Origin of the sequence: Citrobacter braakii (assembly GCF_009648935.1) — a bacterium.
Lineage (GTDB): Bacteria > Pseudomonadota > Gammaproteobacteria > Enterobacterales > Enterobacteriaceae > Citrobacter > Citrobacter braakii.
On record NZ_CP045771.1, the window covers coordinates 4,028,764 to 4,043,803 of the forward strand.

15 protein-coding genes are annotated in these 15,040 nt (G+C 51.2%); 8 read left to right on the forward strand and 7 right to left on the reverse strand.

The annotated features are described in order from the left end of the window. The first annotated feature begins 59 nt into the window (after positions 1–59). From solA to GFC06_RS19060, 4 genes are all read left to right on the forward strand, one after another. A complete protein-coding gene (gene solA, locus GFC06_RS19045; protein WP_153690529.1) occupies positions 60–1,178 on the forward strand; it encodes an N-methyl-L-tryptophan oxidase in 1,119 nt (372 codons plus the stop codon). 52 nt (positions 1,179–1,230) lie between these two features. Next, positions 1,231–1,344: a YceO family protein gene (locus tag GFC06_RS19050; RefSeq protein WP_003036148.1), complete on the forward strand. Its 114-nt coding sequence runs from the start codon at positions 1,231–1,233 to the stop codon at positions 1,342–1,344. Positions 1,345–1,607: 263 nt separating this feature from the next. After that, complete coding sequence (locus GFC06_RS19055; protein WP_049282343.1) at positions 1,608–2,174, forward strand: cytochrome b; 567 nt, start codon at positions 1,608–1,610, stop codon at positions 2,172–2,174. A gap of 1 nt (position 2,175) precedes the next feature. Further along, on the forward strand, positions 2,176–2,751 hold the full coding sequence (locus GFC06_RS19060; RefSeq protein WP_016152614.1) for a YceI family protein: 576 nt from the start codon (positions 2,176–2,178) through the stop codon (positions 2,749–2,751). A 46-nt stretch (positions 2,752–2,797) separates the two neighbouring features. Here GFC06_RS19060 and trhO read toward each other — a convergent pair whose 3' ends face one another. Beyond that, positions 2,798–3,850: an oxygen-dependent tRNA uridine(34) hydroxylase TrhO gene (gene trhO / locus GFC06_RS19065; protein WP_016152613.1), complete on the reverse strand. Its 1,053-nt coding sequence runs from the start codon at positions 3,848–3,850 to the stop codon at positions 2,798–2,800. 220 nt (positions 3,851–4,070) lie between these two features. Between trhO and GFC06_RS19070 the strand changes: the two genes are divergently transcribed. The 3 genes from GFC06_RS19070 (at position 4,071) to GFC06_RS19080 (ending at position 6,826) form a co-directional block, all read left to right on the forward strand. Continuing rightward, positions 4,071–4,991, forward strand: coding sequence for a Kdo(2)-lipid IV(A) acyltransferase (locus GFC06_RS19070; protein ID WP_075847093.1), 921 nt, complete (start codon positions 4,071–4,073; stop codon positions 4,989–4,991). 155 nt (positions 4,992–5,146) lie between these two features. After that, positions 5,147–6,367, forward strand: coding sequence for a multidrug efflux MFS transporter MdtG (gene mdtG / locus GFC06_RS19075; RefSeq protein ID WP_019076457.1), 1,221 nt, complete (start codon positions 5,147–5,149; stop codon positions 6,365–6,367). An 81-nt stretch (positions 6,368–6,448) separates the two neighbouring features. Next, a complete protein-coding gene (locus GFC06_RS19080; protein WP_016152610.1) occupies positions 6,449–6,826 on the forward strand; it encodes a MysB family protein in 378 nt (125 codons plus the stop codon). A gap of 1 nt (position 6,827) precedes the next feature. Here GFC06_RS19080 and GFC06_RS19085 read toward each other — a convergent pair whose 3' ends face one another. The 3 genes from GFC06_RS19085 to mdoG all read right to left on the reverse strand — a co-directional run bounded on the left by GFC06_RS19085 (position 6,828) and on the right by mdoG (position 11,187). After that, the gene (locus GFC06_RS19085; protein WP_016152609.1) at positions 6,828–7,055 is read right to left on the reverse strand and encodes a YceK/YidQ family lipoprotein; all 228 of its coding nucleotides are present in this window, start codon (positions 7,053–7,055) and stop codon (positions 6,828–6,830) included. Between the two features lie 75 nt (positions 7,056–7,130). Then, a complete protein-coding gene (gene mdoH, locus GFC06_RS19090; protein WP_019076449.1) occupies positions 7,131–9,659 on the reverse strand; it encodes a glucans biosynthesis glucosyltransferase MdoH in 2,529 nt (842 codons plus the stop codon). Continuing rightward, on the reverse strand, positions 9,652–11,187 hold the full coding sequence (mdoG, locus tag GFC06_RS19095) for a glucans biosynthesis protein MdoG (RefSeq protein ID WP_085951042.1): 1,536 nt from the start codon (positions 11,185–11,187) through the stop codon (positions 9,652–9,654). Before mdoG ends, mdoH begins: the two co-directional genes overlap by 8 nt. A gap of 271 nt (positions 11,188–11,458) precedes the next feature. Between mdoG and mdoC the strand changes: the two genes are divergently transcribed. Then, complete coding sequence (mdoC, locus tag GFC06_RS19100) at positions 11,459–12,619, forward strand: glucans biosynthesis protein MdoC (protein WP_016152606.1); 1,161 nt, start codon at positions 11,459–11,461, stop codon at positions 12,617–12,619. Between the two features lie 24 nt (positions 12,620–12,643). Here mdoC and GFC06_RS19105 read toward each other — a convergent pair whose 3' ends face one another. From GFC06_RS19105 to GFC06_RS19115, 3 genes are all read right to left on the reverse strand, one after another. Then, the gene (locus GFC06_RS19105; RefSeq protein WP_152903216.1) at positions 12,644–14,083 is read right to left on the reverse strand and encodes a phospholipase D family protein; all 1,440 of its coding nucleotides are present in this window, start codon (positions 14,081–14,083) and stop codon (positions 12,644–12,646) included. Then, positions 14,067–14,609: an O-acetyl-ADP-ribose deacetylase gene (gene ymdB, locus GFC06_RS19110; protein ID WP_016156177.1), complete on the reverse strand. Its 543-nt coding sequence runs from the start codon at positions 14,607–14,609 to the stop codon at positions 14,067–14,069. Before ymdB ends, GFC06_RS19105 begins: the two co-directional genes overlap by 17 nt. A gap of 100 nt (positions 14,610–14,709) precedes the next feature. Next, entirely contained in the window at positions 14,710–15,030 is a 321-nt protein-coding gene (locus tag GFC06_RS19115) for a type 1 fimbrial protein (protein WP_016152603.1), read from the reverse strand. Positions 15,031–15,040: the final 10 nt, after the last annotated feature.

Below are 15,040 nucleotides of genomic sequence, written 5' to 3' on the forward strand. Positions count from 1 at the left end.
GTTGAATATTCCGGGTCACTTATTTACCCTGCTACTATCGCGATTGCAGAGAGAAGCGGATGAAATACGACTTAATCATAATTGGCAGCGGTTCCGTGGGTGCCGCAGCCGGATACTATGCCACTCGCGCCGGTCTGAAGGTTCTGATGATCGATGCGCATATGCCACCGCATCAGCAGGGCAGCCACCACGGCGACACTCGATTAATTCGTCATGCCTATGGCGAAGGTGAAAAATATGTTCCGCTGGTGCTACGTGCGCAAACATTATGGGATGAATTATCCACCCAAAATGAAGAGCCGATTTTTGTGCGCTCTGGTGTCATCAACCTTGGTCCGGCAAATTCAACCTTCTTAGCGACCGCGGCGCAAAGCGCAAAACAGTGGCAACTCAATGTTGAACAACTGGATGCAGCAGCCATTATGGCGCGCTGGCCAGAGATTCGCGTACCTGAAAACTATATCGGTCTGTTTGAAGCGGAGTCTGGTTTTTTACGTAGTGAGTTAGCGATTAAAACCTGGATCCGTCTGGCGGAAGAAGCAGGCTGTGCGCAGCTATTTAAATGCCCGGTCAGCGCAATTCGTCATAGTGATGATGGCGTCACGGTAGAAACCGCCGATGGTGACTATCACGCGCAAAAAGCGGTGATCAGCGCCGGAACCTGGGTACAGGCATTAGTCCCTGAACTACCGATACAACCGGTACGCAAAGTGTTCGCCTGGTATCAAGCCGATGGGCGTTACAGCGTTAAGAATAACTTCCCTGCCTTCACCGGGGAGCTACCAAATGGCGATCAATTCTACGGTTTCCCGGCAGAAAACGACGAGCTAAAAATTGGTAAGCACAATGGCGGACAGGTAATTCATTCGGCAGAAGAGCGCAAGCCGTTTGCCGCTGTAGCCAGCGATGGTTCTGAAGCCTTCCCATTCCTGCGTACAATACTGCCAGGCGTGGGTTGCTGTCTGCACGGTGCGTCCTGCACCTATGATAACTCACCAGATGAAGACTTTATTATTGATACTCTACCGGAGCATGACAACACGCTGATCATCACCGGGCTGAGCGGACATGGCTTTAAGTTTGCCTCCGTCCTCGGAGAGATTGCGGCTGACTTCGCCCAGGACAAATCGTCTGACTTTGACCTGACGCCCTTCAGGCTAAGTCGTTTTAAGCGATAATAAATGAATGGCCTCGTTGGTGAGGCCATTTTTAATGACAGGAATAACGTTGATGCGCCGCATCTTTCACTATCTGGTTAATAATATTCGCGAGCATCTTATGCTCTACATTATTTTATGGTCGCTGCTGGCAATTATGGATGTGATATATATTATGTTTTTCTGAACCCGCAACGCTGACACTAATTGACATAAACTGATATTAACTTAATTTTCATTGCAATTAACTGAACAAGAAAAATACCTTAACCCCCCCAGAAACCACGCCTTAATGTCATCCATCCCTACTAATTCCTTGATGATTACTTCACAATTCAATCAATTTTATTGAATCAAAAACAAATATCATCATTATTGTTATTTATTAGTTGCATTAATGTCTTTTACGCGCCATTTTCATTCACTTCTGAAATATCTAACGGTGCACTTATGCAATTCAATAATACTCCACAACGCTATGGCGTGGTGTCTGCCGCTTTACACTGGCTGATTGCGATTGCTGTATATGGCATGTTTGCGCTGGGATTGTGGATGGTCACACTCAGCTATTACGACGGCTGGTATCACCAGGCCCCTGAACTGCATAAAAGCATCGGCGTTATGCTCATGATGGGGCTGGTTATCCGCGTCGTCTGGCGGTTGATCTCCCCTCCTCCTCCTGCGCTGGCAAGTTATTCCCGTTTCACCCGCATCGCGGCGGCACTGGGTCACCTAGCGCTATACACATTGCTCTTTTCAATTGTCATCAGCGGGTATTTGATTTCGACCGCTGATGGCAAAGCGATAAGCGTATTTGGTTGGTTCGACATTCCTGCCACCCTTGCCAATGCGGGCGCTCAGGCCGACCTCGCCGGTAGTCTGCACCTGTGGCTTGCGTGGACCGTGGTGGTTTTATCGCTTCTGCACGGACTGATGGCCCTGAAACATCACTTTATCGATAACGACGATACCCTGAATCGCATGTTGGGAAAATCGTCATCTGACTATGGAGCTTAAAATGAAAAAAAACCTGCTGGGACTTACACTCGCCTCTCTGTTATTCACCACCGGGTCAGCCGTGGCGGCAGATTACAAAATTGACAAAGAAGGACAGCATGCCTTTGTTAATTTCCGTATTCAGCACCTGGGTTACAGTTGGCTGTACGGCACATTTAAAGATTTCGACGGGACTTTTACCTTTGATGAGAAAAATCCCGCAGCCGATAAGGTTAACGTCACCATCAACACCAACAGCGTTGACACCAATCACGCCGAACGCGACAAGCACCTGCGCAGCGCAGATTTCCTTAACGTGGCCAAATTCCCGCAGGCGACCTTTAGCTCTACCAGCGTGAAGAAAGAGGGGAACGACCTGGATATCACCGGTAATCTCACCCTGAACGGCGTCACTAAACCGGTTACGCTGGATGCGAAGCTGATCGGTCAGGGCGGCGATCCGTGGGGTGGCACGCGTGCGGGTTTTGAAGCAGAAGGTAAAATTAAGCTGAAGGACTTCAACATCACAACCGATCTCGGCCCGGCGTCTCAGGAAGTCGATCTGATCATCTCAGTGGAAGGCGTCCAACAGAAGTAACGTATGAGTTGCCGGATGGGGCTAAAGCCGCCATCCGGCATGATGACTATTGCGCAGGGTCCGGAATACCCAGTTTGGTATTCAGACGACCGCGTGACTTATTAAATATTTTGTTGCCATTTTCACGTCCGGCGCGAAGACGACGTTGCTCTTCTTCCGGCAACTTACTCTCTTCGCTACACAATTCGCTACAGCAGCCGTTATACTTCTGCGCGCAGGCCGGACACTGGATAAACAACAGATGGCAGCCATCATTTTTGCAATTAGTATGGCTGTCGCACGCCGTTCCGCACTGATGACAATGCGCAATAACATCTTCAGAAATCCTTTCGCCCATACGCTCATCAAAAACGAAGTTTTTACCGACAAAACGTACAGGAAGCCCCTGTTCACGTGCCTTGCGGGCATATTCAATAATACCGCCCTCAATGTGCCAGACTTTGCTAAATCCGTTGTGTTTCATCCAGGCGCTGGCTTTCTCACAACGGATCCCGCCCGTGCAATACATAACGATTTTTTTATCTTTATGCGCCTGCATCATTTCAACGGCTTTCGGTAACTGGTCGCGGAACGTGTCTGCCGGGATTTCTAGCGCATTCTCGAAATGGCCCACTTCGTATTCATAGTGGTTGCGCATATCAATGAATACCGCGTCAGGATCGTCCAGCATGGCGTTTACTTCCGCCGCCTTCAGGTAATCACCTACGTTGCTGGCGTCAAATTGCGGATCGTCAATGCCATCCGCCACGATGCGTTCACGCACTTTCATGCGCAGCACCCAGAACGATTTACCATCATCATCCAGCGCGATATTCAGACGTAACCCGGCGAATGCGGGATCAAAAGCATAAAGCTGCTGACGGAATGCCTCGACGTTGCTTTGCGGTACGCTGATTTGCGCATTGATTCCTTCATGGGCAAGATAAACGCGCCCGAAGACGTTCAATGCAGTGAACATCTGGTACAGCGCATCACGCGTGTGCTGAGGATTGGCGATGGTGAAATATTTATAGAATGAGATCGTCGTGCGCGGCTCGGTCTCAGCCAACATTTTGGCTTTGAGCGCATCGTTCGAAATGCGGTTGTGTAACACTGGCATGGTGTACGTATCCTGCAAATAGGGAGAAAATGAAAATCGGCGGCATAATAAAGCAAACACCGCCAATTTACATCCACACATTTTACGCTACATTTCTTACTCCAATATAAAAGTGCAACAACAATTGCTGGTTTAATCACCGTTCTCCCGTCACAAATTTTTGATATGCGCGAAAAAATGCGACAATACAGGCAATTGGTCGTTTGAAGACAGGATAGACATGACGAATTTACCCAAGTTTTCGGCTGCGTTACTGCATCCACGTTATTGGTTAACCTGGCTGGGCATTGGCATCCTTTGGTTAATCGTGCAGTTACCCTACCCGATTCTTTACAAGTTGGGCTGCGCATTAGGTCGTCTGGCATTACGTTTGATGAAACGTCGGGCAAAAATTGTTTCCCGTAATCTGGAACTGTGCTTCCCGCAAATGAGCGAGCAGGAACGCCAGCAGATGGTCATCAAGAACTTCGAGTCCGTGGGCATGGGCGTGATGGAAACCGGAATGGCCTGGTTTTGGTCTGACAAGCGCATTTCACGCTGGACGGAAGTTATCGGGATGGAACATATCCGCGACGTCCAGGCGCAAAAACGGGGAATTTTGTTAGTGGGTCTGCACTTTCTGACCCTTGAACTGGGTGCGCGTCAGTTTGGTTTGCAGGAGCCGGGGATAGGCGTATATCGCCCTAACGACAACCCACTGCTCGACTGGCTACAAACCTGGGGCCGTATGCGCTCTAATAAATCAATGCTCGATCGTAAAGACCTGAAAGGAATGATTAAAGCGTTGAAAAAAGGCGAAGTGGTCTGGTACGCGCCGGATCATGACTACGGTCCCCGCGCCAGCGTATTTGTCCCGCTTTTTGCTGTTGAACAGGCCGCAACAACCTCCGGGACCTGGATGCTTTCACGCATGTCGAATGCCTGCCTGGTACCGTTTGTTCCTCGCCGCAAGCCTGACGGTAAAGGTTATCAATTGATTATGCTGCCTCCTGAGTGTTCACCGCCGTTAGACAACGCGGAGACTACGGCTGCGTGGATGAACAAGATTGTTGAGCAATGCATCATGATGGCCCCAGAGCAGTACATGTGGCTACACCGTCGTTTCAAGACGCGTCCTGAAGGTTCACCTTCCCTGTACTAAAGCACGGTTGCAGTCCTGTGGACTGCAACACCTTCCCTGCCCGCTTTAGGTTTAACTGCTATCCGCATTGCAGCAACTATCAACCAGGCGCATAATTAGCCTGCTTGCTTATATTCAATCGATAGCGCAAACAGCGCGCCACACTGCGGAACGCTATGTCACCCTCAGATGCTCCCATAAACTGGAAACGTAACCTCACCGTTGCCTGGTTGGGTTGTTTTTTAACCGGTGCAGCATTTAGCCTGGTTATGCCCTTTTTGCCCCTCTATGTCGAGAGTCTCGGCGTCACGGGTCATAGCGCCCTGAATATGTGGTCAGGTCTGGTCTTCAGCATCACTTTTCTCTTTTCCGCCATCGCCTCTCCTTTCTGGGGTGGCCTTGCCGATCGCAAAGGGCGAAAAATCATGCTGCTGCGTTCCGCATTGGGTATGGCGATTGTGATGCTGCTGATGGGGCTGGCGCAAAATATCTGGCAGTTCCTGGTCCTGCGTGCCCTGTTGGGTCTGCTCGGCGGTTTCATTCCCAACGCCAATGCACTCATCGCCACCCAGGTTCCGCGCAATAAAAGCGGCTGGGCGCTGGGAACGCTTTCCACCGGCGGCGTCAGCGGCGCACTGCTCGGACCGTTGGCAGGCGGGCTGCTCGCGGATCAGTACGGACTACGCCCGGTATTTTTCATCACCGCCAGCGTACTGCTGCTCTGTTTTATCCTGACGCTATTTTTTATTCGCGAACGTTTCCAACCGGTGAGCAAGAAAGAGATGCTGCACATTCGCGAAGTCGTGGCCTCGTTAAAAAATCCCAAACTGGTGCTGAGCCTGTTTGTCACAACGCTGATAATCCAGGTGGCAACCGGGTCCATCGCGCCAATTCTGACGCTGTACGTTCGAGAGCTGGCTGGCAACGTCAGTAACATCGCCTTTATCAGCGGGATGATTGCTTCCGTACCAGGCGTGGCTGCGTTAATCAGCGCCCCGCGGCTCGGCAAATTAGGTGATCGAATTGGCCCGGAGAAGATCCTGATTGTTGCTCTGGTCATCTCCGTGCTGCTGCTTATTCCAATGTCGTTTGTACAATCGCCCTGGCAACTTGCCGTTCTGCGCTTTTTATTGGGGGCCGCTGATGGGGCTCTGCTCCCGGCAGTACAAACGCTGCTGGTCTATAACTCAACCAATCAGATCGCCGGGCGTATTTTCAGTTATAACCAGTCATTTCGCGATATCGGTAACGTAACGGGACCGTTAATGGGGGCGGCAATTTCCGCCAACTACGGTTTTCGCGCCGTCTTCTGCGTGACCGCGGGCGTCGTACTGTTTAACGCTTTCTACTCGTGGAATAGTCTGCGCCGTCGCCGGAGCACTGAGGCTACGGGATGATTTTTGTGCATTCATACTTGCAATATCGGAGAATCAACTATTATTTCCCTGAATACTTCATTAAATCAAAGGGAGACTCTGATGACCATGTATGCCACGCTGGAAGAAGCCATTGATGCCGCTCGTGAAGAATTTCTGGCTGATAACCCTGACCTTGAGCCCGACGAAGCCAGCGTTCAACAGCTAAGCGTACAAAAATACGTGCTACAGGATGGTGACATTATGTGGCAGGCGGAATTCTTTGCTGATGAGGATGAGGGCGAGGGTGAATGCCTGCCAATGCTGAGTGGTGAAGCGGCCCAAAGCGTTTTTGATGGCGACTATGATGAAATTGAGATCCGTCAGGAGTGGCAGGAAGAAAACACGCTTCACGAATGGGATGAAGGTGAATTCCAGCTGGAACCTCCCCTGGATACCGAAGAGGGTCAGACCGCGGCCGATGAATGGGATGAGCGATAGCTTACTCGTAAGGTCCGTGGTGAATGTCGAGCGGGAGCAGCAAGGTATCAAACACCAGCGAAAATGGCAGGTCGAGGATGGTGACGTAGCGCCACGCGGAGTCCCGGACATCCCATTGCACGCCAGGATAGTATTGGTTTCCGTGCCCTTGCCCTGGGATAGTTCGGCTAATAATACTGCCGCATCCGCTCAGCAAGCACACCATGATTGCCACTGCCAATATTCGCACCTGATACCTCACGGCTATTTTATTTAGTATAAAAAAATACCGGCACCAGGCCGGTATTTTCACGTTACATAACGCTTACTTTTTCCTGAGCGCCAGCGGATTCAGGGTCAGTCCCTGGTAGTAATTCACCCACGAAGAATACTTATCAGGTGAATTCCAGACGCGATAGTGCAAACGCGCCATCGTCACCGGATCGCTCAACAGCACCAGACGGCGGTCACGGTTTAGTTTCTCCGGCGTTTCGTTCAGCGCCTGCTCCACATGGCGGTCACGGGCAATCTCAAGCACGTTACTCGCGCGGTGACGTGCAGTTGCCATTGCCGTTGCCAGTGCGTTAAATGACGGGTTAAACACCGCATGCATAAAGCCGTCGTCCAGTGTACGATTGCGGTTCATCACCAGGTAGGTATCCGTATCCACCAGCACCTGCGGCGGAGAATACTCTTCCGGGATCAGGAACAGCTTCCAGCGCTTGGTACGTAACCCAACCGTGGAACGGCTGGAAATCACAGAAACAAACGGCGACAGGATCAGCGAGAAGACAATCGGCGCCAGCCAGAACAGGAAACGCAGATCCAGCCAGGCCATACCCACCGCCCACACCAGCCCCAGCAGTAACTGAGAACCGTGACGCATAAATGCTTCACCCCACGGGGTGGAATCGTCATCACGCTGTGGCGAATTCCACACCACTTCCCAACCGAGGAAGGCGCTCACGACAAAGACGGTATGGAACAGCATACGTACCGGCGCCAGCAGCACGGAGAACAGAACCTCCAGCAGCAGCGACAGCGTGACGCGGATAAACCCGCCGTACTCTTTCGTCCCTTTACACCAGATGAGCAAAATACTCAGCAGCTTCGGCAGGAACAGCAGCACCATCGTAGAAGCAAACAGCGCGATCGCCAGTTCAGGACGCCACTGCGGCCATACCGGGAACAGCTGGCGCGGTTGCAGGAAGTACTGTGGTTCCGTCAACGCATGCACCACCTGCAATGCGGTCGATAACGCGAGGAACATAAACCACAGCGGCGCGGACAGATAGGACATAACGCCGGTCAGGAACACTGCACGGTGAACCGGGTGCATCCCCTTCACCAGGAACAGACGGAAGTTCATCAGGTTGCCATGACACCAGCGACGGTCACGCTTGAGTTCATCCAGCAGGTTCGGCGGTAGCTCTTCATAAGAGCCCGGCAGATCGTAAGCAATCCACACGCCCCAGCCGGCACGACGCATCAACGCCGCTTCGACGAAGTCATGGGAGAGGATCGAACCCGCAAACGAGCCTTCGCCCGGTAACGGCGCAAGCGCACAGTGTTCGATAAACGGCTTCACGCGAATAATCGCGTTATGGCCCCAGTAGTGCGATTCCCCCAATTGCCAGAAGTGAAGTCCAGCGGTAAACAACGGACCATAAACACGGGTCGCAAACTGCTGACAGCGCGCATACAGCGTATCCATACCTGAAGCCTTCGGTGAAGACTGGATAATCCCGGCATTTGGATTCGCTTCCATCAGGCGCACCAGCCCGCTCAGACAGTCACCGCTCATCACGGAATCAGCGTCCAGCACCACCATGTAGCTGTACTGATTTCCCCAGCGACGGCAGAAGTCATCAATGTTACCGCTTTTACGCTTCACGCGACGACGACGACGACGGTAGAAAATCTGCCCTTCGCCTTGCACTTCGGCAATCAGCTCCATCCACGCTTTTTGTTCTGCTACGCAGATATCGGGGTTGTAGCTGTCGCTCAGGATGTAAACATCAAAATGCTCGGCGTTGCCCGTCGCTTTGACCGACTCCCACGTGGCGCGAAGTCCCGCGAATACGCGGTCAACGTCCTCGTTACAGATCGGCATAATCAACGCGGTCCGGTGTTCGGGATTTAACGGCTCGTCCCCAACCGTTGAGGCGGAGATACTGTACTTATCTCGCCCAATCAACAGTTGCAGGAAGCCCATCAGCGCGGTCCAGAATCCTGCTGAAACCCAACAGAAAAGCACGGCAAACAAAATGAGAATGCCGGTCTGGAGCATGTAGGGCAGCAGTTGCATAAAGGAGACCCATAAATCCTGCCCCATCATGTCAACAGGATTAATGAATGCCCAACCCTGATACGGAAGGATCGTCTTCATATACCAGGTTGCGACGACCGTTTGCGCCAGCGTTAAGATCAACAACGTATAGCGGCGGATGGTGCCAACCGTACGCCATTTTTGCTCGCTCTCCTGTTCTTCTTTCGTCAAACGCGAAAGATAACGCGGAGTCACATCGCGCCCGCGCAGGCGATCCCAAAAGCGGCCAACCGGGTTGGTACGCCAGGGATCGGGGAACATAGAGGTACGTGTTGCTTTTGGCATCGCCTGCAGCTGATCGCGCCCCTCATCGTCCTTAACCAACTGCTCTTTGGCCAGAGAATCAGGCCACGCCTGCTCCAGGCGAGCTTTCACCGAACCCTGCGGTGAATCATCTTCGCGCGAGTACGTACGATGCTCGGCATCCAGCGCCTGATGAACGGCGCGGATGTCAGTTTTCGGCAGTGCCGCTTTTTCGATATCCGAAAGCGGCATTGCGTCAATATACTCAGTTGTCTTATTCATTGGCAGGTAACTGGTAGCTCCAGGTTTCACTCAGCGTCTGATCGGCATTGACCAAGGCAGCACGCATTTCAGTGGTTTTCTTCACATCTTTCACTTTCACGCGCAATACCAAACGCCAACCTTTAGTTACCGGGTTGTAGCGCACAGTACTTTCAACGATCTCGCCGTTGTCGCCAATACTGGTTTGTGCGGTAACCGGGGTATCCTGCGGCAGCTTTTTCATATCCGTGCCGGTAAAGTCCACCACAAACGCGATAGTGCCATCAGGCTGACGAATGAGGTTAGACTGTTTTACATCACCGGTAGAACGACGAGTCTGCTGGACCCAGGCGCTATCAGGGGCATGAAGCTTGTCTTCGTCACGCGTGAACGTCAGGGTGTACTTGAAGTTCATCTCTTTACCAGCTTCAGGCAGTTGATCCGGCGTCCAGTACGCAACGATGTTATCGTTCGTTTCATCGTTAGTTGGGATTTCAACTAACTCAATCTTACCTTTACCCCAATCACCTTTTGGCGTGATCCAGGCGCTTGGGCGCAGATCGTAACGATCGTCGATATCTTCAAAACGCGAGAACTGACGGCCACGCTGCAGCAGGCCGAAACCTTGCGGGTTTTCCATCGCAAAGCTGCTCACCGCCAGATGTTTCGGGTTATTCAGCGGACGCCAAATCCACTCGCCGTTGCCAGCGTGGATCGACAAACCGTTAGAGTCATGCAGTTCCGGACGATAGTTGGTCGCCGGAGAAGGCTGGTTTGGTCCGTACAGGAACATACTGGTTAACGGTGCCACGCCCAGCTTGCCCACTTTGTCGCGCAGATAAACTTTGGACTGAACATCGACGACCGTGTCACGACCCGGAATGATGACAAAGCGATACGCTCCGGTTGCGCGCGGAGAATCCAGCAAGGCATAAATGGTCAAACGTTTGTCAGTCGGTTTCGGACGCTCGATCCAAAACTCACGGAAGCGGGGAAATTCTTCGCCAGAAGGCAGAGCGGTATCAATCGCGAGACCGCGCGCAGACAGACCGTAGACCTGCCCTGCCCCCAGAACACGGAAATAGCTGGCACCGAGCATGCTGACGATTTCGTCGTTTTTATCTTTGCTGTTGATCGGATACAGCACTTTGAACCCGGCGAAACCGAGATCTTTTACCGTGTCTTTATCATGCTGAACATCGCCAAAATTAAAATAATCCGGGCTGTATTTGATTCTTTTCACCGCTGTAGCGGTAACTTCGTTGATTTTGACCGGCGTGTCGAAGTACATACCCTGGTGGTAGAACTCGAGCTTAAATGGGGTCTTGAGATTACTCCAGTAGGCTTTATCGCGGTTAAACTGGATCTGCTGATAATCCGCATATTTCATGTCGCGGAAAACGGAGGGCAAGTTACTTTTTGGCGCCTCATAGCCTTTACCGGCTAAGGATTGAGCTTGTTTTGCAACATCATCGATGCTGAACGCCCAGCTCGATGATGTGTACAGCGTTAACATAACTGCTGCACCCAACCAACGCATTTTCATCATTTGTAGTTTATGTTTCATAATTAGTAAGCACTTCCCCCTTTGTGTGCTTATATTGATCCGATCCATTTTAATGGATAATCGGGTATTCCGACAACTGAATCCCTGTATTGTTCGCGCGCTGGCTCATGGTTTAATCAGGTTCAACTACCTGTTTTCACTTTGCGTGCTTATCCTGGAGACAGGTTGTTGGACTTCGTGTAGGGTTGCCCTCGAATGTAACCATTATTCGTCTTAGGGATAAGACGAAAAGTCTGAGAATACATAACTGTCTATGAGCTCTGTATCACCACCACGCGAATATTTTCTTGACTCCATCCGTGCCTGGCTAATGTTGTTAGGAATCCCATTCCATATTTCATTGATTTACTCGACCCACACCTGGCACGTGAACAGTGCTGAACCGTCGTGGTGGTTGACCCTGTTTAACGACTTTATCCATGCTTTTCGCATGCAGGTCTTCTTTGTCATTTCGGGTTATTTTTCCTACATGCTATTTTTGCGCTATCCGCTAAAGCGCTGGTGGAAGGTGCGTGTAGAACGCGTGGGGATCCCGATGCTGACCGCGATTCCATTACTTACGCTGCCGCAATTTATCATGCTGCAATACGTAAAGGGAAAAGCAGACAGTTGGCATACTCTCAGCGGTTACGATAAATACAATGCGCTGGCCTGGGAGCTGATTTCCCATCTGTGGTTTTTACTGGTTCTGGTCGTATTAACGACCGTGAGCATGTGGGTGTTCACCCAGATGAAAAACAGACTGACGCGTAGTGATGCCGCCAGCGCCCCGGCGGTGTCGATGACTAAATTATCGCTGATCTTCATCTTGTTAGGTGTCGGTTACGCTGCCGTCAGAAGGACAATTTTCATCCTCTACCCTTCGATTCTCAGCGATGGCATGTTCAATTTTATCGTTATGCAAACGCTGTTCTATGCGCCGTTCTTTATCCTCGGCGCACTGGCGTTTATCAACCCGAATCTGAAAGCGCTGTTTACCACACCGTCACGCGGTTGCACGCTCGGTGCTGCATTCGCATTTGTGGCATACCTGCTCAATCAGCGTTATGGCAACGGCGATGCCTGGATGTATGAAACCGAATATGTCATTACCATGGTCATGGGACTGTGGATGGTGAACGTCGTCTTTTCGTTGGGTCACCGTTTGCTTAATTTTCAGTCTGCCCGCGTGACCTATTTTGTCAACGCGTCGCTGTTTATCTATCTGGTGCACCACCCGTTAACGCTGTTTTTTGGCGCTTACATCACACCGCATATCACGTCGAATCTGCTGGGTTTTCTCTGCGGTCTACTGTTTGTGGTTGGGATTGCGGTAATACTGTACGAAATCCATTTACGCATACCGGTGCTGAAGTTTCTCTTTTCGGGTAAACCGCCCGTTAAGCAGGATAAAAACAAGGCCGTAGCCGGCTAGTTTTTCCCTCAATCATTGTGTGGTTCAAAGCAGCCATTCAATGGGTAACACGGACGCCAGCTTTACCAGAACCCGCTTCCAGAATCCTGTGGCGGGTTCTTTTTTCAGGACCTGTTCACTGCCAGAAAGTCGGTCGACCCAATTAATTCTCCCCCAACGGTCAAGGCGTAGCTGCCAGGCCATATCACGCTGGCTTTGCATAAACCGTTTATGAATCAATTCGGCCAGCACTTCACTCTCAATCACAAATCCCATTTCCGTATTGAGCAGCGTCGAACGAGGATCAAAATTAAGCGAGCCGATAAACACTTTGCGATCATCAATACTGAACGTTTTCGCATGCAGGCTGGACCCTGAATTCCCGGTTAATCCACGATCGTGAACGACCGAGACGCGATCGCGGGTCGGTTTAAGTTCGTATAATTCTACACCGTAGCGCAGCAGTTTTTTTCGCCAGCGCGCATAGCCCGCATGGACGATCGCCACATCATTCGCCGCCAGTGAATTGGTTAAAATGGCAATCTTGACGCCTTTTCTTACCAGTCTCAGGAGCTGCGCCACACCGGCACGCGTCGGCACAAAGTAGGCAGAAATAATATCAATACGTTCGGTCGGCGAGCCCATTACGTCAAACAAACGCTGCGGTAATAGCGAGTGGCGCGGCGCTTTCCCTTCTCCTTTTGCAGGATCATCGCTCAGCAAACGCGTTTTGGCCCAAATCAGCGGCAGCGACCTTTGATCAAGACTGGACATAAACTGGCTGGTTTCCAGCTTATGCAGATAGCGGCGGGTAATATCATCGTTATACCAGGATTCGGGTAGCTCAATACGCTGCACAGAATCTGGCTCGGACATCTCAAGCACATTTTGTAACGTTGAAACCGAGCGGCAGTGCCAGTAACGCTCAAAATCATCTGCCACATCTTTGACAACCGGCCCGATAGCCATGACGTCCAGGTCGGAAAATAGCGGTTGCTCACCCGCGCCAAAATAGGCATCGCCAATATTACGCCCACCAACGAGAGTCACCACGCCGTCAGCGGTATAACTTTTATTGTGCATGCGCCGATTAAGCCGGGCAAAATCGGTTAAATAGCCCAGCGCGCGCAGGATGCGAAAGGAAAACGGATTGAAGAGGCGAACTTCTATATTGGGGTGCTTATCCAGCAGGCGCAGCGTGTCGTCCAGACCCGGCGTGTTGTTATCATCCAGCAGCAAACGCACCCGTACGCCTCGCTTCGCTGCGGCCAGCAGTACGGAAAATAGCAATAACCCGGACATGTCGTTTTCCCAGATGTAATACTGCACATCCAGGGTACGTTCCGCCATTTCCGTTAACCGATAGCGAGCAGCAAACGCATCCAGGCTGTCATCCAACGCAAGAATGCCGCATTCTCCCGGGTGGTCTTCGCAAAGGGGCGTGATGGCACGCTCAAGTCGCGTCATATCAGTCCGTGTGATCATCACCTTGTTGTGTTAGCAATCTCTTATAAAGTTGAGCGTTTTCGTCATCAAAGCACACGAAGTATATCTGATCAGGAAGTGCGCGGCGGGTAATAAATTTCAGCACCGTTTTCACCGCTATTTCTGCCGCTGCGGCGCGTGGATAGCCATAAGCCCCAGTGCTAATCGCCGGAAAAGCAATGGAGTGATAACCATTGGCCAGGGCCAGTTGCAGGGTGTTTAAGTAAGCTTCTTCGAGGCGTTCGGCCTCATGATGACCTCCCCCTTGCCAGACGGGTCCTACGGTATGAATGACCGCTTTTGCCGCAAGCGCCCCCGCCAGAGTGATCACCGCATGCCCTGTCGGGCATTCTCCTTGTTGCTGGATAACCTGTTTGCAGGCCTCCAGCAATGCTGGTCCGGCAGCGCGATGGATTGCGCCATCGACGCCACCTCCCCCCAGTAGCGATGAATTCGCCGCATTGACAATCACATCAACAGCGACAGTCGTAATATCGCCATGTAACACATGAACACGTGATTGCATAAGTTCCCCCTGACAAAACACCATTCGTTAAGTGTACAGCAGGGTTTTCCCTTAAATCTCTCTTTTTAACCGTAAGTGTGCATATCTACGCCACAGCGAGTCATTTATATTCAATATTAAGAATCGCCATGTTTTTCTGTTCATTGAGGTAGTGCATTTTGACTGTGGCAATTTCCTGCACATTCTGAGGGGCTGTCGCGAGCTGTTGCGGGTTGTAAAGACTATTCTGGTTGGTGCCGTTGCGGATACATGACAATTCAATTTGCTGCTGCTGTCTGTTAACGTCGCAAGGTGATTCAACTATCGCTCCGCGAAAATGAATAACCCCGCCGGTTGTGATTTGCTGCGCAATTGCAGGGAGGGTTAAAAGAGAAAAAGCACATAAACTGGTACTTAAAATACGCTTTAATAATGTACACATAAGGGTTCCT